Below are 25,158 nucleotides of genomic sequence, written 5' to 3' on the forward strand. Positions count from 1 at the left end.
TCAGGCGGCCCTGATCTCCCGCTCCAGCTGCGTGGCGAGGGCGAGATAGCGGGGGCGGCGGTGCACCGGGACCAGGCCCCTGAGCAGCAGGAACCACATCTCGGCCACCCTGCGCGGCAGCCGCGAGACCGGTTCGATGGAGCGTCCCGCGACCCGGGTGCCGACGAAGAAGCAGACGAGGGAGTGGGCGACGGTTCCGGCGTCCACGTCGGGGTGCAGATCCGAGTCCTTGACGGCGCCGGCGAACTTGCGGGTCGCGAACTCCAGCCATTCGGTGAACGGATGACGCAGTGGCGGCCGTACGGACACATCGGCGGTGACGAGCCGGAGCCCGGCGCGGGGCACCGGGTCGTCGACGGCGAGCCGGGCGATGCCGAAGGTCGTGCGCATCAGGCATTCCAGGGAGGAGCGGCCCCGGTTCTCGGCGTCGGCCACCACCTGCCGTACGGCGGCCGCCTGGAGTTCCAGGATCGCGTGGGCGAGGTCCTCCTTGGCGGCGAAGTGGAAGTACAACGCGCCCTTGGTGACACCCGCGTGCCCCACGATGTCACTCAGACTGGTGGATTCGTAGCCCTGCCGGTCGAAGAGATCGGCGGCGGCCGCGATGATCGTCGCCCGGGTCTGTTCAGCGCGCAGTTGCCTCGCCATCGACCGACCCCTCTCATGAACGAACGGGACACGCGGTTTGTTTTAACCCCGCGCATACGATAACTCACCGCAGGGGAACGGGAGTCCAGTAAGACGCAATGGATTTCGGCCACTTCCCTCAAGCCCGGCATCGCTTCCGTCCGGCGGCGCGATACGTGCCATTTCCGCACTCCTTCAAGGGAGTTGAGCGGCTCCGCTTGTGTCGCGCGGTAGGAATCGAGCCATGTGAGCGCGCTCGCCCGGCAGATGAGCACGGTGACGCTACGCGGGTGGAAACAGCCCGCGCGGTCGGTCTGAACGGCACGGCGCCCTCCCGCGTACTGGTGGGGACAGCCTTTGTTCCCGCGCCGAGGAGACGTCCCGGATGACCCGGTTGACCCGGACGACCGCCCGCCTGAGCGTCACGGCGGCCGCCGCGACGGCCCCGCTCCTGCTGCTGCCGTGGACGGCCACCCCCGCCCTGGCGCACGGCGCCCCCACCTCCCCGGTCAGCCGGGTGTACGCCTGCTCCCCCGACGGCGGCAGCGCGGGTACGGCCGCCTGCCGGGCGGCGATCGCGGCGAACGGCGGCACGTCCTTCGCCGCGTGGGACAACCTGCGGGTGCCGGGCGTCAACGGCCGTGACCGGCAGGTGATTCCGGACGGCAAGCTGTGCAGCGGGAACCTGTCCGCCTACCGGGGTCTGGACCTGGCGCGCGCGGACTTCCCGGCCACGCGGCTGACGGCGGGCGCGTCGATGACGATGACGTACACCTCCCCCATCGCGCACGCCGGAACGTTCAAGCTGTATCTGTCCAGGCCCGGTTACGACCCGACGAAGCCGCTGAAGTGGTCCGATCTGCCCGCCACCCCCTTCGCCGAGGTCAAGGACCCGCCGCTGACGAACGGGGCGTACCACATCCGGGCGACCCTGCCGAGCGGCCGGACGGGCCGTCAGATGCTGTACACGATCTGGCAGACCACCAGCACGCCGGACACCTACTACTCCTGCTCCGACGTCGTGTTCTCCGGATCGGGGTCGGGCTCGGGTTCGGGCAACGGCTCGGCGTCGGGCGGCGGTTCCGCGTCGGGCGCCGGCGCGAAGGCGGCGAAGAAGGAGCCCGCCGAGAAGCCGTCCGCCTCCCCCTCCCGCACCCACTCCGCGCATCCGAAGCCGTCGGCGTCCCCCAGCCCGTCGGCGAGCGGTTCGAGCGGCGAGCCGCGCAGGGACGCCTCCTACGCGCCGGTCACCTCGGACGACAGCACGCCGGTGGCCGAGGCGACCCGCGCGGACGCGGGCCCCTCGGCTCCGTTGCTGGCGGCCGGCGCGGCGGGGGTGCTGCTGATCACCGCGGCGGTGGCGTTCCTGCCCCGGCTGCGGCGCCGGCGCTGAACGCCCGAACGCTAGCGGTCAGTTGACGGAGACCGCCGCCCCGTTGTCGCTGACCGGCGCGTACTTGGCCGTGAAGTAGCCGTTCGCGAAGCACAGCGACGAGCCGGACACCTTGGTGAACTGCTGGTTGGTGAAGGCGATGCCGCTGTCGGCGTTGTCGGCCTTGCCGTTCAGGCTCGGCGCCTGGTAGACGCAGGTGATGCTGCCCAGCAGGGTGCGCAGCTTGACCGTGGTCTGGATGGTGGACCCGGCGGCGGGCAGCACCGTGAGGGTGCCGTCCGAGGCGACCGACGCGGTGTACGGCAGGTTGTCGACGGTGATGCCGCTGACGCCGAGCACGCCGACGACGTTGCTGGAACAGCTGGAGCTGTCGAAGCTGTGCCCGGTGACCGACTCGGTGGCCGTGCCGGGCGCGTCCGGGTTGCCGGTGACGCTCGCGGTGAACTGGGAGGACGTGCAGACGACTCCGCTGGTGCCGGTGGCGCTGGAGTAGAGCGTGGCGGAGGTGCCGGAGGCCAGCGGGGCGCTGAGGGTGTCGCCGACCGCGACGGCGGTGCCGCCGGGGCCGCCCGTGGTCAGGACGGCGGTGCCGTCGGCCGAGGCGGGGACGGCCGCGGTGAGGGCGAGCGCGGTGGCGGTACCGGCGAGGGCGAGGAGCGTGCGGGTGCGCATACGGGTGCCTCTCTTCGACGTGGGGGGAGTGCGGGGTGGGGCGCTGACGGTGCCGTGTGCGATGCCGCGCGGCAGAGCCGGCCGAGGTGCGGCGACCAGGGGTCACGGGGCGGCTGCCGAAGCGGACGGGTGCCGGGAACGCGGCCGACGCCGCGCGGCGGGTCCGGCGCCACGGACCCAGGGGAAACCAGGGAGAGTTGTAGACCTGATGGTTCGTCAACGTCAATACGGCGCAAGGCAATTGAGGGAATCGGTGAACGTGCGGCGAGCCGTCCAACAACCCCGCGTCCACCAACTCCCGTGCGGTGCGCGCAGTTTGCACACCCGTTTTTCACAACTCCCTTGACCCTTCAAAGTAACCGGCGGTAACTTCCTGGCAGGCTACCGCCGCGTAACACGACAGCCCCCGAGCCCGCCGGGAGTGCGGGGACGGCGTTCGCGGCAGCCGCTGTCCGCGCCAGGACAACGCGCCACCTGAAGCCCAACCCGCATTGATCCGTGCCCATGGGAGCAGACATGGCCTCGTCCCCGGACTTCGCGTCCGCCGACCACACCCCAGAGAACCCGGACGGCGGTTCCCCCGCGTCGTCCCCGGACCCGGCCGCCGCCGGGGACGGCAGACGCGGGCGGGTCCGGCTGCGCCGTGCCGCCGTCCTCGCGGTGCCGGCGACGCTGGTCGCCGCCGCTCTCGCCGTCTTCACCGCCCAGGGAGCGCTGGGCGTGCAGTTCGCGATCTCCGGAATGCCGTTCACCGTCACGGCCACCGAGCTGGACGGCACCGGCTTCGAGCAGTTCGGCGGCCTGGACAACATGGCGGACGGCAGCCCCAACGCCGGCGACACCGGCGGCCAGGTGCTGGTCGTCACGTCCGCGATCAAGAAGGCCAAGCTCACCAAGCTGTGCCAGAGCGTCGACCTCGGCGGCACCAACCTGCTCATCACGGCGGGCAGCGGCAAGAACCGGGTGTCCGCGACGGACCTCACCACGGACTCGACCAAGCTGTCGGGCGACGCGGCGTTCAAGAACATCGAGATCGGCAACGACGCGAGCACGCTCGACAAGGCGAACGCCAAGGGCCCGATCGGCGTCTTCAGCCAGCAGGCCGACACCGTGCACATCGACAACCTGCGGCAGACCAACTACGCCACCACGGCGGCTGTGTTCAAGCTGCCGGGGCTCAACCTGCGCTTCAGCGACTCGGGCTGCTGATGGCGGAGCGTCCACGGCGGTCCACGCGAGCGGCGTTCCGCGCCTGGCGGGGCGGCCGGCCGTTCTGGGGCGGGCTGCTGCTCGCCCTGGGCGGGGCCGAGATCCTGCTCACCGAGAAGGCCTCGCTGAAGGTCGTCATGCACATCGGCATCCAGGGGGTGGCCGGCTATCTGCTGCCCACGCTGATGGTGCTGCTCGGGCTGCTCATCCTGTTCAACCCCGCGCAGCGGCTCTTCTACGCGCTGACCGGCATCCTGTTCTCGCTGGGCACCTGGATCACGTCCAACCTGGGCGGCTTCTTCATCGGTCTGCTCCTCGGCGCGACCGGTGCCTGCCTGGCCTTCGGCTGGCTCCCCGACCAGGAGCCCCGTGTCTCCCGGCGGGAGCGCCGCAGACGGGCCCGTGCCCTGGCCGATGATCCGAGCAAGGGCGTGGAGAAGGCGGCCTGAGCCCGCGGGGCCCTAGGGGGTGTCTCCCCCTAGGGCCCGGCATACGCAACCGGCGCCGGAAGCTGCCTCAGCTCCGGCGCCGGAAGCCGTCTCGGCGCCGGACGTCGTACGACCGGCTGAACCCCGCGCGAGTCCCCGTCCTTCGATCAGGTGACACGGGAACCCGGGCGGGGCCACGGCGCGTTCACCGTACGGTCGGCTGCTCCGCCGCGCTCGTCCCGGCGGCCGTACCGGCCGGACCAGCGGGAGCGGCACCGGCACCCGGCGCCGCGTCCTCCGTCTTCATCGCCTTGGCCTCGCTCTTGAGGATGCGCATGGACTTGCCCAGCGCGCGGGCGGTGTCCGGCAGCTTCCGGGAGCCGAACAGCACGATGAATACGATCGCGACGACCAGCAGGTGCCAGGGTTCGAGTCCGTTGCGGAGCATGACCGCCCTCCCTCTCTCACGGGTGTTCACGTGTTTTTCTCACGTGCTTCCTGACGGCCGGGGCTCCCGCGCCGCCGGCCCGCTCAGTAATGATTGCTACATTGCGCAACTGTACAACCTAGGGTGAGACACAAGAGGGCGCCGATGAGTATCACCAGCAGCCGGGGCACGGCACCGTCGCGACGGCGCGGCGGCGACCGCGGCGACCGCAGCGGCCCGGGCGACGGGGCCGAGTCCCCGCGCGCCACGGCCCGGGACCGGCGCCGCAAGCGTGGCCGCAAGCTGCGCACGGTCCTCGTCGTGTTCCTGTCCGTGGCCGTGCTGGTCACCGCCGGGGCGGGCTGGCTGTATCTCCAGCTCGACGGCGACATCCGCACCTTCGACTCCGGCGGCCTCTCCGACAACCGGCCCGCCGCGGGCTCGTCCAAGGGTGAGAACGTCCTCGTGATCGGCTCGGACGCGCGCACCGACGGCAACGCGGCCCTGGGCGGCGGCGACAAGACCGCCATAGGGCGCTCCGACACCACTCTGCTGCTGCACATATACGCCGACCACCAGCACGCGCTCGCGGTGTCGATACCGCGCGACACCCTGGTCACCATCCCGCCCTGCAAGCTGCCGAACGGCACCTGGACCCAGACCCAGCAGAACACCATGTTCAACGCGGCCTTCTCCGTCGGCGAGACCGACAAGGGCAACCCGGCCTGCACCCAGAACACCGTCGAGCAGCTGACCGGACTGCGCGTGGACCACACGGTGGTCGTGGACTTCAAGGGCTTCGCCTCGCTCACCGAGGTCGTCGGCGGCGTCAAGGTCTGTCTGCCGAACGACGTGTACGAGAAGGACCTCAACCCCAACCGCGCCACCCGGGGCTCGCTGCTCTTCCCCAAGGGCGAGCAGAAGGTGGCGGGCAAGCAGGCGCTGGACTACGTACGGCTGCGGCACGGCATCGGCGACGGCTCGGACATCGGCCGTATCAAGCGGCAGCAGGCGTTCATCGCGAGCCTCCTGAAGGAGGTCAAGACCAAGGGCTTCACCCCGACCCGGCTGCTCCCGCTGGCGACGGCGGCCACCAAGTCGCTGACCGTGGACCCCGGTCTCGGCTCCGCCGACAAGCTGCTCTCCTTCGCGATGTCGATGAAGGGCATCGACCTGCACAACACCAAGTTCATCACCATCCCCTGGCGGTACTCGGGTTCACGGGTGGCGGTGGTGGAGCCCGACGCGAGCGAGCTGTGGGCCGCGCTGAAGGACGACCGCACGATCGACGGCAAGGACGCCAGCGGCAAGAAGGGCAGGAAGCACAAGGGCGCGCAGGCGTCCGCCTCCCCCACCCCCTCGGCGGAGCCGGTCTCGGGCGCGGGCATCAGCGTGGCGGTCTACAACGGCACCACGGTGACCGGCCTCGGCGCCAAGGGCGCCCAGCTGCTGACCGCCGACGGGTTCACCGTCACCGGCACGGCCACCGCGACCTCCCAGGACCACGCGACGACGGTCGTGCAGTACGGCCCCGGACTCGCGAGCCAGGCGCAGACCGTGGCCAAGGCGTTCCCGGGCGCCACGCTCGAACAGATCGGCGCGGCCCGCATCAACGTGGTCCTCGGCCAGTCGTACGCCACCGCCGCCTCGGCCTCCGCGGCCCCCGCCAAGGTGCCGAGCACCGTGGCCGACGACGCGCGCTCGGCGGACGAGAACCCGTGCGACAACCTGACCTACGGCTGAGACGCACCTGACCCGCGCCGGTCGTGGCGGGCCCGGGCCACGGCCAGCGCGAGGGCGTACACCCCGAGGACGGCGGCGAGCAGCGCGTAGTGGACGGCGGGCAGGCCCGTCATGCGCAGGGCGGCGCCCAGCGGGGAGAGCGGGATCAGCAGCCCGGCGGCGGCCAGCGCGGCGGCCGACCAGCCGACCGGGCCGGGGCGGCGGCGCCCGGCCACCCGGCGCCCGGTGCGCAGCAGGACCATCACCAGGGCCTGGGTGAGCAGGTTCTCGGTGAACCAGGCCGAGTGGAACAGCATCCGGCTGCCCGGCACGGTGTCGCCGTGCGGGGTGAGGGCGAGCACGGCGAAGGTGGCGAGGTCCGCGACCGCGTTGAGCAGCCCGAATCCGGTGATGAAGCGCAGGAAGGCGGGCGGCCGCAGCCGGGTCGGCCGGCGCAGCACCGCGCGGTCCGGGCGGTCGTGCGCGAAGGCCAGCTGGGCCGCGTCGAAGCACAGGTTCTGCGCGAGCACCTGCGCCGGGAGCATCGGCAGGAAGGGCAGCAGCAGTCCGGCGCCGAGCATGGCGAGGACGTTGCCCAGGTTGGAGGAGAGCGTGACGCGCAGGTAGGAGGCGATGTTCGCGCTGCTGTGCCGGCCCGCGACGACCGCGTGCCCGATCGCGGTGAGGTCCTTGCGGCCGAGCACCACGTCGGCGCTCTCCCGGGCCACGGCCACCGCGTCGCGCGGGGCGAGTCCCACGTCGGCGGCGTGCAGCGCGGGCACGTCGTTGACGCCGTCGCCGAGGAAGCCGACGGTGTGCCCGGCCTCGCGCAGCCCGGTGACGATGCGCGCCTTGTCCTCGGGGGTGCAGCGCGCGACGACCCGTACGCCCCCGGCCCCGGTCGCGTCCACCGCGGACGCCGGCGCCGCCTCCACCACCTCCAGCCCCAGGTCACGGCAGACGCGGGCGGCGGTGGCCGGGTGGTCGCCGGTGAGGACGTGCACGGTGACGCCGAGCGCGGCCAGGTCGCGCAGTGCCTCGGCGGCGCCGGGGGCGAGTTCGTCGCGGAAGCCGACCAGGCCCCGGAAGGTGAGCCCGCGTACGTCGGCCGCGCGGCAGGGCCGTACGGCGGCCGGGCGTTCGGCGGTCGCGACGGCGAGCACCCGCAGCCCGGACTCGGCCTGGCGGGCGGCCAGTGCGAGCAGCCGCCGGTGTTCGTCCTCGGGCAGCGCGCAGCGGTCCAGTACGTCCTCCACCGCGCCCTTGGCGACCAGCACATGGCGTCCGAGTCCGCCGCCCGCGACGAGGGCCGTGGCCATGCGGTGGGCCGGGTCGAAGGGCAGCACGGCGATGCCGTCGTACTCCTCGCCGACGGGTCCGGCGGCGCTGAGCAGGGCCTCGTCGAGGGCGTCGGGGGCGGGCGGTTCGGCCAGTTGCAGGGTCCACCAGGAGTTGACGGCGGCCCAGCGCAGCACCTCGGGGTCGGCCCGGCCGTCCGGTCCGAGCGCGGCGGCGACGACGGGCCGGTCCTCGGTGAGGGTGCCGGTCTTGTCGACGCACAGCACGTCGACGGCGCCGAGGTCGTGCAGCGCGGGCAGCCGTCGTACGACCACCTGGTGCGTACGGGCGAGCAGCGCGGCGGCCCGGGCGAGGCAGCTGGTGACGATCACCGGGAGCATCTCGGGGGTGAGCCCGACGGCGACCGCCACGGCGAACGGCAGGGTGGCCACGCCCCGGCCGTGCAGCGCGGCGGCGGCCATGAGGACGAGGGGCGGGGTGAGCAGGACGAAGCGGACCAGCACCCAGGAGATGCCGTGCACGGACCGGTCGAAGGCGCTCGGCTCCCGTCGCAGCGGGGCCCGCTGGGCGGCGGCGAACCGGGTGCGCGGGCCGGTCTCCACCACGACGGCGGTGGCGCTGCCCTGGGCCACCGCGCAGCCCTGGAAGCACAGATGGGCGTCGCTGCCCGGCGCGGGCGGGTCGGCGGCGTGTTTGGGCACCGGCGCGGACTCCCCGGTCAGCGCGTCCTCACGCACGGTCAGTCCCCGCGCGCGCAGCAGCCGTACGTCGGCGGGCACCAGGTCGCCGGGGCCGAGCCGTACGACGTCGCCGGGCACCAGGTCGGCGACCGGCACCTCGCGGGCGCGCGGCTCGGTCGATTCGCCGGTGCGGCGCAGCACGGTGGCCGTGCCCGTGACGAGCCCGCGCAGCGCGGCCAGGGCGCGGTCGGCGCGGCGTTCGCCGGTCACGCGCAGCGCGCAGCTGACGGCGACGAGGGCGAGGATGACGGAGGCGGTGCGCCAGGAGGCGACGCAGGCGGAGACCAGACCGAGGGTCAGCAGCAGGGCGGTGAAGGGGTCGCGCAGGGCGCGGGCCGAGCGGCGCGGCCAGGAGGGTCCGGCGGGGCGGGCGGGGGCGTTCTCGCCGAGGGCGGCGAGCCGCGCGGCGGCCTCGGTGTCGGTCAGTCCGCGCGGGCCGGTCTCCAGGCGCCGCAGGAGTGCGAGTGCTGTGTCCGGCACGGGTTCACAGGCCGTGCAGCCGGCGTACGGGCGCGGCGGGCCCGTCCTGCTGCCGGGCGGTGAGGCCGACCAGGCGGTGGACGACGTCCACGAGGGCGGCCTGTTCGTCGGTGTCCACGAAGTACACCTGGCGGCGGCCCTCACGGCGGGAGCGGACGAGTCCGGCGAGCTTGAGCTTGGTCAGGTGCTGGCTGACGGCGGGCAGCGCGCCGCCGACCCGCTCGGCGAGCCCGGTGACGTCGCTCTCGCCCTGGGCGAGCGCCCACACGATGTGCAGCCTGGCCGGTGAGGCGAGCAGTCCGAAGGCGGCCGCCGCCTCCGCGAACACCTCCGGGGAGGGGTCCTGCCGGGCGGTACCGGGCGGTGTCGCCACTGTGCTCGTCCTCCTCGGCTTCTCTCGGCGGTGTCCGTCGTGTCCGGGGAGCCAGTGTAGGTCGCCGGAGCGGCCCGCCCGTGCCGTGCGGGACGGGCGGAACGCCCGGCGGCGGTGTGCGCGCCGGGCGTTCCGGACCGGTTCGAGCCGCTGCGGGCCCGACGTGCCGTCAGCTCACCGTCGGCCCGCCGTCAGCTCAGGCCGGCGGACTTCAGCCACGCCCGCGCCACGTCCAGCGGGTCCTTGTGCTGGTTCTGCACCTGGGTGTCCAGATCGAGCAGGGTGTCGGTGTCCAGCTTGGCGGAGACGGCGTCGAGCGCGTCGGCCCCCTTCTGGGTGAGCGCGCCCTTGCGGACGAGCGGCTGGACGTTCTCGAAGCCGAAGAGGTTCTCGGGGTCCTGGAGGACGACGAACTTCTCCTTGGCGATGATCGGGTCGGTGCTGAAGATGTCCGCGACCTGTACGTCGTTCTTCTTCAGCGCGGTCTGGGTGAGCGGGCCGCCCGCGTCCAGCGCCTTGAAGGACTTGAACTGCAGGCCGTACACGTCCTTGAGCCCGACGAGTCCCTGGTGGCGGGTCTGGAACTCCGGGGAGGCGCCGATCACGAGGTCCTTCGCCGCGTCCTTGAGGTCGGCGATGGAGGACGTGCCGGTCAGCTTGAGCTTCTTCGCGGTGGCCGCGTTGACCGTGACCGAGTCCTTGTCCTCGGCAGCCGACGGCTTGAGCAGGGTCAGCCCGGAGTCGAGCTTGGCCTCGATCGCCTTCGTCGTCTCCTCGGCCGTCTTCGGGGTGGCCTTGGGGTCGAGGTAGGCGAGCAGGGCGCCGTTGTACTCGGGCAGGACGGAGATCTCACCGCTCTTGAGGACGCGGTACGTGGTCTCGCGGCTGCCGATGTTCGGCTTGTACGAGACCTTGATGCCCTTGGCCTTGAGGGCCTCGCCGTAGATGTCGGCGAGCAGGATGCTCTCGGCGAAGTTGTTGGAGCCGACCACGACGGTGCCGGCGGCGGCCTTGTCGCCGCCGGTCAGCGGGTTGTCTGAGGAGTTCTTGTCCGAGGAACCACAGCCCGCCAGCAGCGCCGTCGCCGCCACGAGCGCGGCCGCCGCCGCGACTCGGTTCCTCCGGGTGGGCCTGCTGATGCGGTTGTTGGAAGTCACCCGTCGATCCAAGCCAGCGCGCTCCTGGCCAGTCAAGTGCGTCATGGTCACCAATTGGCTTCGATTAGTGGGGAGTTGTGTGGTTCGGTGCTGGATTCCCGGCATGGTTCAACTACTCCTTCGCACGCCGGGCGAGACCACGAGCCGGGAGAGCGCCCAGAAGAGCACCAGGGTGGCCAGCGCCATCCCGGCGACCAGGGAGGCACCGCCGACGACCTTCTCGTAGTCCTTCTGGTAGAGCCCGTCGATGATGTAGCGGCCCAGGCCGCCGAAGCTGACGTAGGCCGCGATGGTGGCGGTGGAGACGATCTGGACGGCCGCCGTGCGCAGTCCGCCGAGGATCACCGGGAGCGCGACGGGCAGTTCCACCTGGAACAGGACGCGCGTCTCGGTCAGTCCCATGCCGCGCGCCGCGTCCACCGGGGAGGGGTCGACGGAGCGGATCGCCTCGTAGGTGGTGACGAGGATGGGCGGTACGGCGAGGATGACGAGCGGGATCATCACGGGCAGCACGCCGAAGCCGAGCCAGAAGAACATGAGCACGAGCAGGCCGAAACTGGGCAGCGCCCGCGCGGCGGTGGCGACCAGGGCGATGGCGTTGCCGCCGCGTCCGAGGTGGCCGGTGATCAGACCGACGGGCAGCGCGATCACGGCGGCGAGGACGAGCGCTTCGAGTGAGTAGCCGATGTGTTCGAGGAGCCGGGTGGGGATGGAGTCGTAGCCGTGCCAGTGCGCGTCGTTCGCGAAGAAGGCGCGGGCGAAGTCGAGTACGTTCACCGGGCGGCACCCTTCTGCGGCATCCAGGGGGTCAGCAGGGTGCGCAGCGCCACGAGGGCCGCGTCGACGAGGGTTCCCAACACCGCTGTGATGATGACGGAGTTCACGGCGAGAGCGGGCCGGTGGTAGATGTGCGCGTCGTTCAGCATGTTGCCGAGGGCGCCCTGGTTGCCGATGAGCATGCCGACGCTGACCAGCGAGATGCTGGAGACGCAGGCGACCCGGAGGCCGGCCATGATCGCGGGTACGGCGATGGGCAACTGGACCTGGAAGTAGCGCCGCAGGGCTCCGAGCCCCATCGCCTCGGCGGCGGCCAGGGTCTCCGGGGGCACCGAGCGGACGCCGTCCACGATGGCCGGGACGAGCACCACGAGGCTGTAGACGGCGAGCGGGATCATCACCGTGGTCTCGCTCATGCCGGTGTAGTCGATGAGCACGACGAAGAAGGCGAGCGAGGGGATCGCGTACAGGACCGTGGTGACGCCGAGCACGGGTGGGTACAACCAGCGGAATCTGACGCAGAGTTGGGCGACGGGCAGCGAGGCGAGCAGTCCGGCGAGGACCGGCAGCAGGGCCTCGCGCAGATGCAGCCCGATGAGTCCGGCGTAGCCGTGCTGGAGGTCGCTGGGGAGGTCGAAGTAGCCGTTCATCCCGCGGCCTTCGCATCCGCGCGGTGCTCGTCGTGCGCGGCGCGGATCGCCTCGCCGACGGCCTGCTGGGAGACCACGCCGACGGCGCGCCCGTCACCGTCCACGGCGACGGCCCAGCCGGTCGGGGAGAGCACGGCACCGTCGAGCGCGGTGCGCAGCGAGTCGGTGTCGGGACGGAACGGCCGTCCGTACGACAGCAGTCGGTCCTTGTCGATGCTTCCGGCGACGATCCGGTCCGGCTCGGCCCAGCCGAGGGGCGCGCCGTCGGCGTCGGTCACGAGGAGGTAGGGCGCGGTGGCGGCCGCGGAGATCCGCTCGGCGTCGGCGTCGATCGGGACGACGGGCGCGGTCTCCAGCTCCAGTTCCCCGGAGGTGAAGAAGGAGAGTCTGCGGATGCCCCGGTCGGCGCCGAGGAAGTCCTCCACGAACGGGTCGGCGGGCGCGCTCAACAGCTCGGCGGGCGGCGCGAATTGGGCGAGGTGACCGCCGGTGCGCAGCACGGCGACCATCGTGCCGAGCTTCACCGCCTCGTCGATGTCGTGGGTGACGAAGACGATCGTCTTGCCCAGCTCGTCCTGGATGCGGAGCAGTTCGTCCTGGAGCCCCTTGCGCACCACCGGGTCGACGGCGGAGAAGGGCTCGTCCATCAGCAGGACGGGCGGATCGGCGGCGAGCGCCCGCGCCACGCCGACGCGCTGCTGCTGGCCGCCGGAGAGCTGGTACGGGTAGCGCCGGGCGAGCGCGGTGTCGAGCCCGACGCGCTCCATCAACTCGGCTGCCTGCTCCCGCGCCGTGCGTTTGCCCGTCCCCAACAGGCGGGGAACGGTCGCGATGTTGTCGATGATGGTGCGGTGCTGGAAGAGACCCGCGTTCTGGATGACGTAACCCATCGACCGCCGCAGCGAGTTGACGGGACGGTCTCTGATGTCCTCCCCGTCCAGGAGGATGCGCCCCTCGCTGGGCTCCACCATCCGGTTGATCATCCGCAGGGTCGTGGTCTTGCCGCAGCCGGAGGGGCCGACGAGGACGGTGATCGCACGGTCCGGAATGTCGAGCGAGAGCCGGTCCACGGCGACCGTGCCGTCCGGATACCGCTTGCTGACTGAATCTATCCGTATCAAAACGCCGCGCGCCCTTCGGTTGGCAGGAGCCTTCAGACCGTGCCGGCCGAGTGTAGACGGCGGATGTTTCCGGCACCTGGTGCATGAACGGGCTTCCCCTACCCGAAGATCACCAGGCCATTCCCACTATTTTCGGCCGGATGCGCGGGGGTGGGCGGGGCGGAGGTGGCCGACACGCCACGGCCCCCGTCCGCGCGGGCGGACGGGGGCCGTGGGACGGACAGCCGCTCTACGACTCGGTGGGCTCCAGGCGCAGCGAGACGCTGTTGATGCAGTACCGCTGGTCCGTGGGGGTCGGGTAGCCCTCGCCCTCGAAGACGTGGCCGAGGTGGGAGCCGCAGCGCGAGCAGCGGACCTCGGTGCGGAGCATGCCGTGGGAGCGGTCCTCGATCAGCTCGACCGCGTCGGTGTCCTTCGGGTCGTAGAAGGACGGCCAGCCGCAGTGCGAGGCGAACTTGGTGCCGGAGGTGAACAGCTCCGCGCCGCAGGCACGGCAGGAGTAGACACCCTGGGTCTTGGTGTCCGTGTACTCACCGGTGAAGGCCGGTTCGGTGCCGGCCTGGCGCAGTACCGCGTACTCCGCCGGGCTCAGCTCCGCCCGCCACTGCTCGTCCGGCTTCTCGACGTCGTACGCCATGAGACTCAGCCCCTTACTTCCGCGTCAGGCGGTCCAGGATCAGCGGGCCCAGGTCGGTGACGTCACCCGCGCCCATGGTGAGAACGAGATCGCCCCGCTCCGCCATTCCCGCGACGACATCGGGGATCTCCGTCTTGTCGTGCACGGCGGTGACGTCGGCGCCCGCGGCGCGCGCGGCCTCGATGATCAGCTCGCTGGTGACACCGGGGATCGGGTCCTCGCGGGCCGGGTAGATGTCGAGCACCACGGAGGCGTCGGCGAGCGCGAGGGCCTGGCCCATCTCCTTGCCCAGCTCCTGGGTGCGGGAGAACAGGTGCGGCTGGAAGACGACGAGGATCCGGCGGCTGTCCCCGGCGGCGGCGCGCATGGCCTCCAGGTCGGCGGTCATCTCGGTGGGGTGGTGGGCGTAGGAGTCGATCACCTGGACGCCCGCCTGCTCGCCCTTGAGCTGGAGGCGGCGCTTGACGCCGGTGTACGCGGCGAGGGCGGTGGCCAGCTCGTCGGCGGGCAGGCCCAGCGCGACGCCGGCGGCGAGCGCGGCGACGGCGTTGAGCGCGTAGTGGCGGCCGGGGACGGAGACGGCGAAGGTCAGCTCGCGGCCGTCCATGAGCACGGTGACCTGGCTCTTCAGCCCCTGGGGCACGATCTTCAGGACCCGTACGTCGGCGTCCTCGGCCTCGCCGTAGGTCACCGTCCGCACACCGCTCACCCGGCGGGTCAGCTCGCGGGCGCCCTCGTGGTCGGCGGAGATCACCAGGGTGCCGCCGGGGACGATCTTGCCGGCGAAGGTCTCGAAGGACTCGTAGATCTCGTCCATCGAGGCGTAGTTGGCGTGGTGGTCCAGCTCCACGTTGAGGACGATGGCGACCTCGGGGGCGTACTTGTGGAAGCTGCGGTCGCTTTCGTCCGCCTCGGCCACGAAGATCTCGCCCTCGCCGTGCAGGGCGTTGGAGCCGGGGGCGTCCAGGTCGCCGCCGATGGCGTACGACGGCCGCGCGCCCAGCTCGGTCAGCGAGACCGCGAGCATCGAGGTGGTGGTGGTCTTGCCGTGCGTACCGGCGACGGCGATCGGCCGCAGGCCGCCCATCAGCGCGGCGAGCGCGTCGGAGCGGTGCACCACGGGGATGCCCAGCTCGGCGGCGCGCACCAGCTCGGGGTTGTCCTGCCGGATCGCGGACGAGACGACCACGCAGCTGGCGTCGTCGGCGAGGTGCGCGGCGTCGTGCCCGATGTGCACGGTCGCGCCCAGCGCCCGCAGCGCCTCCGCCGTCGCGGACTCCTTGGCGTCACTCCCCGCCACCTTCGCCCCACGCTGCGCCAGAATCTTCGCGATCCCCGACATCCCGGCGCCGCCGATGCCGATGAAGTGCGGTCGGTCCATGGCGATAGGAAGGCCGGGTGCCATGCGATGTTCTCCCAGAGGACGATGAGCCGGAACGCCCCTACCCTATGCGCTCCGCTCGGGACGGGTCCGCAACGGGCGGCGTGGTGAGCCGGGCTGCTCCGCAGGGGCGGGGCGAGGACGGGGCTGGTCCACATGGACGGGGGCAACGCCCGAGGCCGGCCGCACGGGACCAGGCGGAGAGCCAGGCTGCTCCACACGGACGAGAACGAGGACCGGGACTGGCCCGCCCGGCGCTGGTCCACATGGGCGGGGCGACGACCGGGGCTGCCCCGCACGGGACCAGGCGGAGAGCCAGGCTGCTTTACACGGACGAGAACGAGGACCGGGACTGGCCCGCACGGCGCTGGTCCAACTCGCCCCACGCCCCAGGCAGCCACGCGCTCTCCCTGCCCAACGCCACCCACCGGCAGGCACGCCTCACGGCCCGCGCCAGAGGCGACCAACCACCCCATCCCCACCCCGATCCGCCGCAGGCACCCCGGGCCACAACCCCGCCGGCAGCCGCCCATCACAGCCCGCACCGAAAGCAACCACACCCCCGCACCCGAGCCGCCACGGGCACCACCGACCACACCCCCGCCGAACACCACCACCGACAGCACCCCACGCCGGAGGCGACCACACCCCCTCACCACCCCCGCACACCCCCGCCAAACCCAGCGGAGCGCTCACGCCTTGCTGTGGGAGAACAGCTTCAGCACCGGCACCCCCACCTTGTGCCGGGCGCGGGAGGCCCAGTCGCGGTGGAAGAACTCTTCTACGTAGTGGGGGTCGGTGAGGACGATGACCTCGTCGGCGTGGACCTCTTCGACCAGGGTCTTGAGGGCGTCGAGGGGGTGGTTCTCGACCAGGCGGCCCTCGGCCTGGCTGCCGGCGGCGCGCAGGGCGCGTACGGAGACGTCGAGCGCCTGCTCCCCCACGTTCCGCGCGTCCGCGCCCTCGGGCGTCTCGCGCTCGTGTACGGCCTCGTCGATCTCGCCGAGCGCGATGTCGTCGATGGCCCGCAGCAAGCGGTCCGCCTGATCGCCGCGCGGCTGGAGCAGCACATGGAAGAAGACCGGCTCGTCCCCGTGCAAAGTGGTGACGAACTCGACGTCGGCCGACGTCAGGGCCTTCTCGATCATCAGAACGCTTGTGAACACCAGGCGCCTCTTCTCCTTCGAGGGTCGGTGGGACCCTCTGTCCACCGTGGGCCCGAAAAGGCCTGCGGAAACCATCCTGCCCCGTGCTCGCACGGGTAGTGCCGCACTAAGTGTGCCCGCCGGAAGCTAAACGGAACGGCAGATTCCGCTGTTTCGGCACCACCGTTTCAGGGACGGCGGTAACGCCCGAACAGAAATCCGTCCTCCTCCAGCAGTGACAGCAGCGTGAACCGGCGCGGCACCGCGACCGACGGACCCCCCGCGATCCGCTGCGCGTCCCCCGCCGCGAGCATCGGCGCGAGCGTCAGGCACATCTCGTCCAGCACGTCCGCCGCCACCAGCTGCCCCAGCAGCCGAGGCCCGCCCTCGGTGAGCTGCCGGGTGTAGCCGAGCCCGGCGAGCGCGTGCACGGCGCGGCCGGGCTCGACGTACCGGCCCTCCCCCGCGACGACGACCCGCGCCCCCGCCCGCTCGGCGGCGCGTACCCGGCCGGCGGGCGCGTCGGTGCCGGTGAGCAGCACCGTGGGCACCAGCGGCGAGGTGAACAGCGGCAGCGAGAAGTCCAGGTCGAGCCCGGCCGTGACGATCGCGATCGCCGGCGCGGGCCCCTGCCCCGCCGCCTCCCGCGCCGCCGCGAACTCGGCCCGCGCGCGGGCGGGCCGGTACCCCTCCTGCCGTACCGTCTCCGCGCCCACGAGCACCACGTCCGCAAGCGCCCGCAGCGTGCCGAAGATCCGCATGTCCGCCGGGCAGGAGATGGGGTGGGAGTGCCCGTCGTGCTGGGCGGCGCCGTCGAGCGTGGAGACCATGTTGGCCCGCAGGTAGGGGCGGGGCGAGGCGGGGTCCGGCGCGGGATAGGCGTACGCGGCGGCCAGCTCCGCGAGCGGCCACTCACCACCGGAGCCGGCAGGGACCACCCCACCAGGCGTCGCGCCGCCCTCGTCAGGGGCCTGGGCTGCTGTTTCGTGGGTCACAGGGAACAGGCGTCGCATTCGTGCAGTCTGACATGACGCTTAGCATGGGTAATCGTGTCGTCCTCCACCACCGCCTCCGGTTCCGGCAAGCTGACCGGCGCGGCCCCGCTGTCCCTGTGCGCGCGCGAGCCGCACGTCCCCGCCGACCGCCTGGTCGCGGAGATGGTGCCGCCGCCCCGCTTCGACTCGGTGCGCTTCGCCACGTACATCCCGGACCCGAACCAGCCCAGCCAGACGGACGCCGTCCATGTGCTGGAGACCTTCGCGACCGGACTCGGCGGTGTGCACGCCTCCACCGCCAAACGCGGTTTCCTCGGCTTCGGCCGGGCGAAGGCCCCCAAGACCCCCGCCGGCCCGCGCGGGGTGTACCTCGACGGCGGCTACGGCGTCGGCAAGACCCACCTGCTGGCCTCCCTCTGGCACGCCACCCCCGCCGAGCCCGCCCGCAAGGCGTTCGGCACCTTCGTGGAGCTGACGAACCTGGTCGGCGCCCTCGGCTTCCAGCAGACGGTACGAACCCTGTCCGGCCACGCCCTGCTGTGCATCGACGAGTTCGAGCTCGACGACCCGGGTGACACCGTGCTGGTCTCCAGCCTGCTCGGCAAGCTGGTCGAGTCGGGCGTGGCGCTGGCCGCCACCTCCAACACGCTGCCCGGCAAGCTCGGCGAGGGCCGCTTCGCGGCGGCCGACTTCCTGCGCGAGATCCAGGGCCTGTCCGCCCACTTCCGCGCCCTGCGCATCGACGGCGAGGACTACCGCCACCGGGGTCTGCCCGAGGCCCCCGCGCCGTTCACCGAGGAGCAGGTCACCCGCGCGGCCCACCGCACCGAGGGCGCCTCGCTGGACGCCTTCCCGGAGCTGCTCGGCCACCTGGCCAAGGTCCACCCGAGCCGCTACGGCGCGCTGACCGACGACCTGCGCGCGGTGTGCCTGACCGGCGTCCAGCCGATCCCCGACCAGTCGACCGCGCTGCGGCTCGTCGTCCTGGCCGACCGGCTCTACGACCGCGAGGTCCCGGTGCTGGCCTCGGGGCTGCCCTTCGACCGGCTGTTCAGCGAGGAGATGCTGAAGGGCGGCTACCGGAAGAAGTACTTCCGCGCGATCTCCCGCCTCACCGCGCTGGCCCGGGATGCGAAGAGTCTGGTCGACGACACGACGGACTGACAGATCGTCCGACTGACATACGATCAGCAAAAGAGCGGGTCAGGGGCCGGGTTCCGGCCACCCCACCCGCTCTTTTCACGCTCTTTTGCGCATGTAACCCGCAGTTAACCTTGCAAAGCCCCTCGCCGGGTTAACGTGTTTCTTGACCATCCATTGACCAATGCTTGGTGTGTGCGAGAGACGCGGGTTTCCGCAGGGGGGTGCGCATGTCCCGGTGTACGAAGGCCCGTTCGGTCCTCGCTCTGCTCGCCGCCGCGCTGCTCGCCCTCCAGCTCTTCGCACCCACGGGAACCTTCGCACCCGCGCATACGCTCGGTGAGTCCCAGGCCAACGACGCCCCCGGCATCACGCTCGCCCTCAAGGCGACGGCGACGGCCGACGGGGAGACGCTCCGCGAGCCCGGCCGCTCCCGCATGCCCCACAGCGCCCCGCACACCCGCGACAAACGGCGCGGCGCGGCGCCCGGGAACGGCCCCGAGCGCCCCCTCGTCATCCGGCGAGCGGCCGTCCCGGCGCCGCCCGCGGCCGGTTCCCCGCACCCCCGGGTCCCGAGATCCTCCGGAGTCCGTTCACCGGCAGTGCTTCAGGTCTTCCGCTGCTGAGTGCGGCCTCGCCTCCCCCCACGTACGTCGTGCAAGACCGACGCGCCTCGATGCGCGCCAGGAGGAGTCCACACACATGCAGCCCCTCATCGACAACGCCCGCACCTTCGGCCGGCGCCCTGAGGAGTTCGCCCGGCTCGCCGAGGGCCAGGCCCCCGAAGTCCTGTTCATCACCTGCTCCGATTCCCGGGTCGTCCCGGCCCTGATCACGGGCGCCCGCCCCGGCCAGCTGTTCGAGCTGCGCACCGCGGGCAACATCGTCCCGCCGTACGCCTCCGAGCGGCCCACCAGCGAGGCCGCCACCATCGAGTACGCCGTGGAGGTGCTCGGCGTCCGCGACATCGTCGTCTGCGGGCACTCGCACTGCGGCGCCGTCGGCGCGCTGGTGCGCGGCGACGACCTGGACGCCGTACCCGCCGTGCGCGACTGGCTGGCGCACGCGACCCCGCGCCCGGCCGGCCCGGCCGAGGACCCCGAGGTCGCCGAGGGCGTCCGGAGCCATGTGCTCACCCAGCTGCTGCGGCTGCGCTCGTACCCGTGCGTGGAGCGGCGCGTCGCCGAGGGCCGGCTCGGCCTGCACGGCTGGTACTACGAGGTGCACACCGGCGCCGTCCGCTCGCACCGTGCGCGCACCGACACCTTCGAGGCCCTGTGAGCGCGCCCGAGGGCGGGCGCGGTCCCGTCGGTCCCGTCGGTCTCATAGCCCGTCGTCCGCATCTGCGGCAGGACCTCACCGCGTCCCTCGTCGTCTTCCTGGTCGCGCTCCCGCTGTGCGTGGGCGTGGCCGTGGCCTCCGGTGTCCCGGCGGAGCTGGGGCTGGTCACCGGCATCGTGGGCGGCCTGGTCACCGGGATGATGCGCGGCAGCAGCCTCCAGGTGTCCGGACCCGCCGCCGGGCTGACCGTGCTCGTCTTCGAGGCGGTCCAGGAGCACGGGCTGCCCCTGCTGGGCGTGCTGGTGCTGGTCACCGGCCTGCTCCAGGTGCTCATGGGCACGCTGCGGCTGGGCCGGTACTTCCGGGCGATCTCGCTCTCGGTCGTCGAGGGGATGCTGGCCGGAATCGGTCTGGTGCTCGTGGCCGGACAGCTGTATCCGGCGATGGCGGCCAAGGCGCCCGACTCCGGCATCGCCAAGATGGCCGGGCTGCCCTCGGGGCTCGGCTCCGCGCTGGGCGACGGTGAGGCGCTGGCCTCGCTCGGGCTGTGCGCGGGCACGATCGCGGTCCTGGTGCTGTGGAAGCACGTGCCCGCCCGGGTGCGTACGCTGCCCGGTCCGCTCGCCGCCGTCGGGCTCGCCATGCTCGCCGTGCCGGTGCTGGACCTGCCGGTGGCGACCGTACGGGTGAACGGCCTGATGGACTCGCTCCAGCCGCCGCCCCTGAGCGCCTTCGGCGAGCTGTGGCATCCGGCGGTGATCGGCACCATCGTGGCGTTCACGCTGATCGCGTCCGCCGAGTCGCTGTTCAGCGCGGCGGCCGTGGACCGGCTGCACGACGGGCCGCGCACCTCCTACGACAAGGAGCTGATCGCCCAGGGCACGGGCAACGCGGTGTGCGGGGTGCTCGGCGCCCTGCCGATGACGGCGGTGATCGTGCGCAGCGCGGCCAACGTCCAGGCGGGCGCCCGGACGAAGCTCTCCCGCGTCGCGCACGGCGTCTGGCTGCTGCTGTTCGCCGCGCTCCTGCCGGGCGTCCTGGAGTACATCCCGATCCCGGCCCTCGCCGGCGTCCTGATCTACTCCGGCGCCAAGCTGGTGCCGCTGCGGCAGCTGGCCACGCTGTGGCGCGAGCACCGGGGCGAGGCGCTGGTGCTGGCCGTCACGGCGGTGTCGATCGTGGCGGTGGGGATGTTCGAGGGCGTGCTCGTCGGGCTCGCGCTGGCGGTCGCCAAGGCGGCCTGGGAGTCCTCGCACATCCGGCTGACGGTCGTGGACAAGGGCGCGGGTCCGGTGGACGCGTATCTGTCGGGCAACGCGACCTTCCTGCGGCTGCCGAAAATACTGGACAGCCTGGAGGCGCTCCCCCAGGACCGGCCGGTCCGGCTGGACCTGTCGGGCCTGCTCCACCTGGACCACGCCTGCCGCAGCGCCCTGGAGAACTGGGCGGAGCGGCACAGCGCGGACGGTACGGAGCCGGTGCGGCTGACGTCACCGGTACGGCCGGACGAGCGGGCGGGTACGCCGGCGGCGGGCTGAGCCGGGTCCGGACCGGGGCGGCGACCCGGTCCGCCATGGGGGCCGGGGTGCATTTCCGCACCCCGGCCCCTCCCATTTCCCGCCCGGTGCGCACCCCCGCCGCCGGGATCGTGGCCTCCGGCACCAAGGCGGGCATATCGTGGCAGCAGCGGACGTATCCGACTCTCGGGTAACCCTCGGGGAAGGGGGACACCATGATCGCCGAGCTGGTGGCGGCCGTCGCGGTGGCCGGTGGCGCCTCTGTGGTGTACCTGGCGGCGGCGGCACGCGTGATCAAGCAGTACGAGCGGGGTGTCCTGTTCCGCCTCGGGCGGCTCAGGGGCGAACCCCGGATGCCGGGCCTGACGCTGGTGATCCCGGTCGTCGACCGGCTGCACAAGGTCAACATGCAGATCGTCACGCTGCCCGTCCCCGCCCAGGAGGGCATCACACGGGACAACGTGACCGTGCGGGTGGACGCGGTCGTCTACTTCCGGGTGGTGGACGCGTCGAGCGCGCTGATCAAGGTGGAGGACTACCGGTTCGCGGTCTCGCAGATGGCGCAGACCTCGCTGCGGTCGATCATCGGCAAGAGCGACCTGGACGACCTGCTCTCCAACCGCGAGAAGCTCAACGAGGGCCTGGAGCTGATGATCGACAGCCCGGCCGTGGGCTGGGGCGTCCAGATCGACCGGGTGGAGATCAAGGACGTGTCGCTGCCCGACACCATGAAGCGGTCCATGGCCCGCCAGGCGGAGGCCGACCGGGAGCGCCGGGCCCGCATCATCAACGCCGACGCCGAACTCCAGGCGTCCAAGAAGCTGGCCGAGGCGGCCCAGCAGATGGCGGACACCCCGACGGCCCTCCAGCTCCGGCTGCTCCAGACGGTGATGGCCGTCTCCGCCGAGAAGAACTCCACCCTGGTCCTGCCCATCCCGGTGGAACTGCTCCACTTCCTGGAACGCGGCAACCGCGAACCGGGCCCGCCGCCCGGCCGTGAGCAGGGCACCCCGTCGGACAACGGCGACAGACCGGCCGCGCAGCAGCGGCCCGCCCCCGCCGAGCCCCTCGAAGCCGTCGAGACCACCGAGGCGGTCCCCCTTCCCGACCCCCTGCTCGGCCTCGATGCGGCACCCGACCCGGCGACGGCTCCGCCGGAGCGGACCTGACCCGACCCACCCGAGCGCCCCCACACCCGCCGGGCGGGTGACCGTGCCGACGCGTCGGCGGGGAGTTGTGCGGGCAGGTCTCCGTACAGTCCTACTTTCATACGGTGATTGCACTCGTACGCCGTATCACCGCCGTCTGCGCCCTCGGCGCGTCCCTCGCCGCCTGTGGTGGCGCGGATACGTCCGGCACCGCCAGACCGGCCCACGCCCAGCCCCATTCCTCCTCGCCGTCCCCCTCCCCCTCCAGCACGCGTCCCCCGGTCATGGCTCCCGGCCCCGGCGGTCTGGCGCCGGTGTTCGCGCACGGGCCGCGTGACAAGGGCAAGACCGTCGCGCTGACCTTCGACGCCGACATGACCGCCGACGAGGGGCCGCGCGCGGCGGCCGGGGAGCACTTCGACAACCCCGGGCTCATCTCGGCCCTGCGCTCGCTGAAGGTCCCGGCGACCGTGTTCATGACCGGCAAGTGGGCGGACACCTACCCCGACGAGGCCCGCTCCCTCGGTCAGGACCCGAACTTCGAGGTGGCCAACCACTCCTACAGCCACTATGCGTTCACCCCCAGCTGCTACGGCCTGCCGACCATCGCGCCGGACCAGATCCGCACGGAGGTCGACCGCACGTACGCCTCGCTGCGCAAGGCGGGGGTACGCAACCCGGTACCGTACTTCCGCTTCCCGGGCGGCTGTTACGACAACCAGGTGCTGCGCACGCTCAACGCCAGCGGGGTCACCGCCGTGCAGTGGGACGTGGTGAGCGGCGACGCGTTCGCCACCGACGCCGACGCGGTCGTACGGCAGGTGCTCGACGGGGTGAAGCCCGGTTCGGTGGTCGTCATGCACTGCACCCGCAGCGCGGCGCCGACGACCGAGCGGGTGGTGCGCGCGGTGGTACCGGAGCTGCGCAAGCAGGGGTACACCTTCGTGAAGGTCTCCCAGCTGATCGGCGCGACGGCGGGCCACCGCTGACGAGCCGCCGATGAGGCCCCGGGCCGCCGTCCGGCGCCGGGCCGTGGCGGACCGTCCCGCCCGGCGCCGGACGGCGGCTCGTAGGGTGGGCTCCCGTGAGTGAAGATCCCGCGGTCCCCCCGACCGCAGTCCCCGCGACCGCAGCCCCCGCGACCGCAGCCCCCGTGACCAGCCCCTTCCAGGACGAGCGCAACGCCCGCGACGAGGCGCCCCAGTTCGTGCTGCCCCTCGTCGTCCGCATCGAGCGCGACGCCCCGCCCGCCCGCACCGACGCCCTGGAGACCGCAGCACGCGCCGTGCTCCTGCTGCTCTCCGACGAGCGGTCGGCCGGTGACGGGGAGTGGGCCGACGCCGTACGGAACTGGGAGGACGCCCGCATCCGCAAGGTGGTCCGGCGGGCCCGCGGCGCCGAATGGCGGCGCGCCACGGCTCTGGACGGGATCACGGTGACCGGCGCGGAGGCCGAGGTACGGGTCTTCCCGCCGGTCCCGCTCGACGGCTGGCCCAAGGACCTCGTCAAGCTCCAGGTCTCCGGCACCGAACTGGACGACCCCGGGCCGCCCGCCGCACCCGACCCCGCCCTGCCCGTCCTCTGGCTCAGCCCGGACCTCAAGATGTCCGCCGGCAAGGCCATGGCCCAGGCCGGCCACGGCGCCCAACTCGCCTGGTGGGCCCTGCCTGACGCGGCCCGCACCGCCTGGCGCGCCTCCGGCTTCCCCCTCGCGGTCCGCACCGCCGCCCCCGCCGACTGGCATCAACTGACCACCAGCGGGCTCCCGTTGGTCCGCGACGCGGGCTTCACGGAAATCGCCCCGGGCTCCGCGACGGTGGTCGCGGACCATCCGGCGCTGCGGTAACGCCCGGGCCGGAAAGGCCCATCGGCCCGGCCGGCCCGGCTAGCGTGCACCCATGGACGATGACGGTGTCGCTCACGGTTTCACGTCGGTGGACGCGCAGGCCCGGCCCTCCGCATGGGTGGGCGTGCTGGAGCGGTTGAGCGCGGAGCCGTTCTACGCCGCGTACAAACAGCGGTTGCGGGAGCTGCTGCGCGCCGCGCCCGGTGGCCTGTTCCTGGAGGTGGGAGCGGGTACCGGCGAGGCCGCCGCGGCCCTGCGCTCGCGTGACGGCGCCGAAGTGGTCGCGGTGGACAGCTCGTTGACGATGGCCGGGCGGGCACGCGAGCGCGGGCTCCCGTGTGCCGTCGCGGACGGGCATCAACTCCCCTTTCCTGCGGCCCGGTTCGACGGCGTCTGGGCCGACCGGGTGCTGCAGCACGTCGCCGAACCGGCCCGGGTGCTGGCGGAGTTGCTGCGGGTGGTCCGTCCCGGCGGCCGGGTGGCACTGGCGGACCCCGACTACGGCACCCAAGTGCTCGACATCGGCGACGAGGAGCTGGCGCGCCGGGTGCTGGGCTTCCGGGCGGACGTGGCGCTGCGCAACGGCACGCTCGCCCACCGGCACGCCGGAATGCTCGCGGCCCATGGCCTCCGTGACATCACCGTGGAGGCGAGGACCCTGGTCGTGCGGGACCCGTCCGCCGTCGACCGGGTCATGGGCCTGCGCACCTGGGCGCACACCGCCGCGTCCCGGGGCCGTCTCGACCCCGTGGACGCGGACCGGTTCACGGACCGGTTCGACGACGCCGTGCGCACGGGCCGCTTCACCTACGCCGTCACGTTCTTCCTGACGGCGGGCACACTGCCCCCGCCGGACTGACACCCCGCGTCCGTCACCCCCCGCCCGCAACCTCAAATGTTCCTCTGAAGCCGCCCCGCCCGGGATTCGGCACCGCCCGCCCGGGCCATACCCCCGTCATCCGGAGAACACCGCCGGAGGAGAGACGGGGGACA

General features: G+C 72.5%; 25 protein-coding genes. 12 read left to right on the top strand and 13 right to left on the bottom strand.

Going from position 1 to position 25,158, the window contains the following annotated elements:
• Positions 1-648, bottom strand: coding sequence for a ScbR family autoregulator-binding transcription factor (locus AB0898_RS12825; RefSeq protein WP_366802915.1), 648 nt, complete (start codon positions 646-648; stop codon positions 1-3).
• Positions 649-1,012: 364 nt separating this feature from the next.
• On the opposite strand from AB0898_RS12825, the gene AB0898_RS12830 reads away from it, so the two are divergent.
• Complete coding sequence (locus AB0898_RS12830; RefSeq protein ID WP_366802916.1) at positions 1,013-2,020, top strand: lytic polysaccharide monooxygenase; 1,008 nt, start codon at positions 1,013-1,015, stop codon at positions 2,018-2,020.
• An 18-nt stretch (positions 2,021-2,038) separates the two neighbouring features.
• Here AB0898_RS12830 and AB0898_RS12835 read toward each other — a convergent pair whose 3' ends face one another.
• Positions 2,039-2,692 (bottom strand): Tat pathway signal sequence domain protein, encoded by a 654-nt coding sequence (locus AB0898_RS12835; protein ID WP_366802917.1) that lies wholly within the window; start codon positions 2,690-2,692, stop codon positions 2,039-2,041.
• Positions 2,693-3,208: 516 nt separating this feature from the next.
• Between AB0898_RS12835 and AB0898_RS12840 the strand changes: the two genes are divergently transcribed.
• Both AB0898_RS12840 and AB0898_RS12845 read left to right on the top strand, forming a co-directional pair.
• Positions 3,209-3,901 (top strand): DUF6230 family protein, encoded by a 693-nt coding sequence (locus AB0898_RS12840; protein WP_366802918.1) that lies wholly within the window; start codon positions 3,209-3,211, stop codon positions 3,899-3,901.
• Positions 3,901-4,350: a DUF6114 domain-containing protein gene (locus tag AB0898_RS12845; protein ID WP_366802919.1), complete on the top strand. Its 450-nt coding sequence runs from the start codon at positions 3,901-3,903 to the stop codon at positions 4,348-4,350. The genes AB0898_RS12840 and AB0898_RS12845 overlap by 1 nt, the downstream gene beginning before the upstream one ends.
• A 184-nt stretch (positions 4,351-4,534) precedes the next feature.
• On the opposite strand, the gene tatA is transcribed toward AB0898_RS12845, so the two are convergent.
• A complete protein-coding gene (gene tatA / locus AB0898_RS12850; protein WP_366802920.1) occupies positions 4,535-4,777 on the bottom strand; it encodes a Sec-independent protein translocase subunit TatA in 243 nt (80 codons plus the stop codon).
• Between the two features lie 144 nt (positions 4,778-4,921).
• Between tatA and AB0898_RS12855 the strand changes: the two genes are divergently transcribed.
• The gene (locus AB0898_RS12855) at positions 4,922-6,499 is read left to right on the top strand and encodes an LCP family protein (RefSeq protein WP_366802921.1); all 1,578 of its coding nucleotides are present in this window, start codon (positions 4,922-4,924) and stop codon (positions 6,497-6,499) included.
• Here AB0898_RS12855 and AB0898_RS12860 read toward each other — a convergent pair.
• The 10 genes from AB0898_RS12860 to AB0898_RS12905 form a co-directional block, all read right to left on the bottom strand.
• Entirely contained in the window at positions 6,490-8,997 is a 2,508-nt protein-coding gene (locus tag AB0898_RS12860; RefSeq protein WP_366802922.1) for an HAD-IC family P-type ATPase, read from the bottom strand. The genes AB0898_RS12855 and AB0898_RS12860 overlap by 10 nt on opposite strands.
• Positions 8,998-9,001: 4 nt before the next feature.
• Positions 9,002-9,370, bottom strand: a complete 369-nt coding sequence (locus tag AB0898_RS12865) for a metalloregulator ArsR/SmtB family transcription factor (protein WP_366802923.1) — start codon at positions 9,368-9,370, stop codon at positions 9,002-9,004.
• A gap of 191 nt (positions 9,371-9,561) precedes the next feature.
• Complete coding sequence (locus AB0898_RS12870; RefSeq protein WP_366802924.1) at positions 9,562-10,527, bottom strand: ABC transporter substrate-binding protein; 966 nt, start codon at positions 10,525-10,527, stop codon at positions 9,562-9,564.
• A 108-nt stretch (positions 10,528-10,635) separates the two neighbouring features.
• A complete protein-coding gene (locus AB0898_RS12875) occupies positions 10,636-11,304 on the bottom strand; it encodes an ABC transporter permease (protein ID WP_366802925.1) in 669 nt (222 codons plus the stop codon).
• Positions 11,301-11,954: an ABC transporter permease subunit gene (locus AB0898_RS12880; protein WP_366802926.1), complete on the bottom strand. Its 654-nt coding sequence runs from the start codon at positions 11,952-11,954 to the stop codon at positions 11,301-11,303. The genes AB0898_RS12875 and AB0898_RS12880 overlap by 4 nt, the downstream gene beginning before the upstream one ends.
• A complete protein-coding gene (locus AB0898_RS12885) occupies positions 11,951-13,075 on the bottom strand; it encodes an ABC transporter ATP-binding protein (RefSeq protein ID WP_366802927.1) in 1,125 nt (374 codons plus the stop codon). Before AB0898_RS12885 ends, AB0898_RS12880 begins: the two co-directional genes overlap by 4 nt.
• A gap of 229 nt (positions 13,076-13,304) precedes the next feature.
• Positions 13,305-13,712 (bottom strand): peptide-methionine (R)-S-oxide reductase MsrB, encoded by a 408-nt coding sequence (msrB, locus tag AB0898_RS12890; protein ID WP_366802928.1) that lies wholly within the window; start codon positions 13,710-13,712, stop codon positions 13,305-13,307.
• A 13-nt stretch (positions 13,713-13,725) separates the two neighbouring features.
• On the bottom strand, positions 13,726-15,117 hold the full coding sequence (gene murC / locus AB0898_RS12895) for a UDP-N-acetylmuramate--L-alanine ligase (RefSeq protein WP_366802929.1): 1,392 nt from the start codon (positions 15,115-15,117) through the stop codon (positions 13,726-13,728).
• A gap of 668 nt (positions 15,118-15,785) precedes the next feature.
• Positions 15,786-16,259: an indole-3-glycerol phosphate synthase gene (locus AB0898_RS12900; protein WP_366802930.1), complete on the bottom strand. Its 474-nt coding sequence runs from the start codon at positions 16,257-16,259 to the stop codon at positions 15,786-15,788.
• 167 nt (positions 16,260-16,426) lie between these two features.
• Positions 16,427-17,251, bottom strand: coding sequence for a pyrimidine reductase family protein (locus AB0898_RS12905; RefSeq protein ID WP_366802931.1), 825 nt, complete (start codon positions 17,249-17,251; stop codon positions 16,427-16,429).
• 36 nt (positions 17,252-17,287) lie between these two features.
• On the opposite strand from AB0898_RS12905, the gene zapE reads away from it, so the two are divergent.
• From zapE to AB0898_RS12945, 8 genes are all read left to right on the top strand, one after another.
• Positions 17,288-18,397, top strand: a complete 1,110-nt coding sequence (gene zapE / locus AB0898_RS12910) for a cell division protein ZapE (protein ID WP_366802932.1) — start codon at positions 17,288-17,290, stop codon at positions 18,395-18,397.
• A 206-nt stretch (positions 18,398-18,603) separates the two neighbouring features.
• On the top strand, positions 18,604-18,999 hold the full coding sequence (locus AB0898_RS12915) for a hypothetical protein (protein WP_366802933.1): 396 nt from the start codon (positions 18,604-18,606) through the stop codon (positions 18,997-18,999).
• A 76-nt stretch (positions 19,000-19,075) separates the two neighbouring features.
• Positions 19,076-19,654, top strand: a complete 579-nt coding sequence (locus tag AB0898_RS12920) for a carbonic anhydrase (protein ID WP_366802934.1) — start codon at positions 19,076-19,078, stop codon at positions 19,652-19,654.
• On the top strand, positions 19,651-21,192 hold the full coding sequence (locus AB0898_RS12925) for a SulP family inorganic anion transporter (protein WP_366802935.1): 1,542 nt from the start codon (positions 19,651-19,653) through the stop codon (positions 21,190-21,192). The genes AB0898_RS12920 and AB0898_RS12925 overlap by 4 nt, the downstream gene beginning before the upstream one ends.
• Positions 21,193-21,386: 194 nt before the next feature.
• Entirely contained in the window at positions 21,387-22,340 is a 954-nt protein-coding gene (locus AB0898_RS12930) for a slipin family protein (protein ID WP_366802936.1), read from the top strand.
• A 104-nt stretch (positions 22,341-22,444) separates the two neighbouring features.
• Entirely contained in the window at positions 22,445-23,308 is an 864-nt protein-coding gene (locus tag AB0898_RS12935; RefSeq protein WP_366802937.1) for a polysaccharide deacetylase family protein, read from the top strand.
• A 95-nt stretch (positions 23,309-23,403) separates the two neighbouring features.
• Positions 23,404-24,165 (top strand): peptidyl-tRNA hydrolase, encoded by a 762-nt coding sequence (locus tag AB0898_RS12940; RefSeq protein WP_407078333.1) that lies wholly within the window; start codon positions 23,404-23,406, stop codon positions 24,163-24,165.
• Positions 24,166-24,217: 52 nt separating this feature from the next.
• Complete coding sequence (locus tag AB0898_RS12945; protein WP_366802939.1) at positions 24,218-25,024, top strand: methyltransferase domain-containing protein; 807 nt, start codon at positions 24,218-24,220, stop codon at positions 25,022-25,024.
• Positions 25,025-25,158: the final 134 nt, after the last annotated feature.

It is taken from the genome of Streptomyces sp. NPDC005435, assembly GCF_040703155.1.
Lineage (GTDB): Bacteria > Actinomycetota > Actinomycetes > Streptomycetales > Streptomycetaceae > Streptomyces.

Coding starts and splice junctions, on each gene's coding strand:
- AB0898_RS12825 (WP_366802915.1), bottom strand. CDS start 648: ATGGCGAGGCAACTGCGCGCTGAACAGACCCGGGCGACGATCATCGCG.
- AB0898_RS12830 (WP_366802916.1), top strand. CDS start 1,013: ATGACCCGGTTGACCCGGACGACCGCCCGCCTGAGCGTCACGGCGGCC.
- AB0898_RS12835 (WP_366802917.1), bottom strand. CDS start 2,692: ATGCGCACCCGCACGCTCCTCGCCCTCGCCGGTACCGCCACCGCGCTC.
- AB0898_RS12840 (WP_366802918.1), top strand. CDS start 3,209: ATGGCCTCGTCCCCGGACTTCGCGTCCGCCGACCACACCCCAGAGAAC.
- AB0898_RS12845 (WP_366802919.1), top strand. CDS start 3,901: ATGGCGGAGCGTCCACGGCGGTCCACGCGAGCGGCGTTCCGCGCCTGG.
- tatA (WP_366802920.1), bottom strand. CDS start 4,777: ATGCTCCGCAACGGACTCGAACCCTGGCACCTGCTGGTCGTCGCGATC.
- AB0898_RS12855 (WP_366802921.1), top strand. CDS start 4,922: ATGAGTATCACCAGCAGCCGGGGCACGGCACCGTCGCGACGGCGCGGC.
- AB0898_RS12880 (WP_366802926.1), bottom strand. CDS start 11,954: ATGAACGGCTACTTCGACCTCCCCAGCGACCTCCAGCACGGCTACGCC.
- msrB (WP_366802928.1), bottom strand. CDS start 13,712: ATGGCGTACGACGTCGAGAAGCCGGACGAGCAGTGGCGGGCGGAGCTG.
- murC (WP_366802929.1), bottom strand. CDS start 15,117: ATGGCACCCGGCCTTCCTATCGCCATGGACCGACCGCACTTCATCGGC.
- AB0898_RS12905 (WP_366802931.1), bottom strand. CDS start 17,251: ATGCGACGCCTGTTCCCTGTGACCCACGAAACAGCAGCCCAGGCCCCT.
- AB0898_RS12915 (WP_366802933.1), top strand. CDS start 18,604: ATGTCCCGGTGTACGAAGGCCCGTTCGGTCCTCGCTCTGCTCGCCGCC.
- AB0898_RS12920 (WP_366802934.1), top strand. CDS start 19,076: ATGCAGCCCCTCATCGACAACGCCCGCACCTTCGGCCGGCGCCCTGAG.
- AB0898_RS12930 (WP_366802936.1), top strand. CDS start 21,387: ATGATCGCCGAGCTGGTGGCGGCCGTCGCGGTGGCCGGTGGCGCCTCT.
- AB0898_RS12945 (WP_366802939.1), top strand. CDS start 24,218: ATGGACGATGACGGTGTCGCTCACGGTTTCACGTCGGTGGACGCGCAG.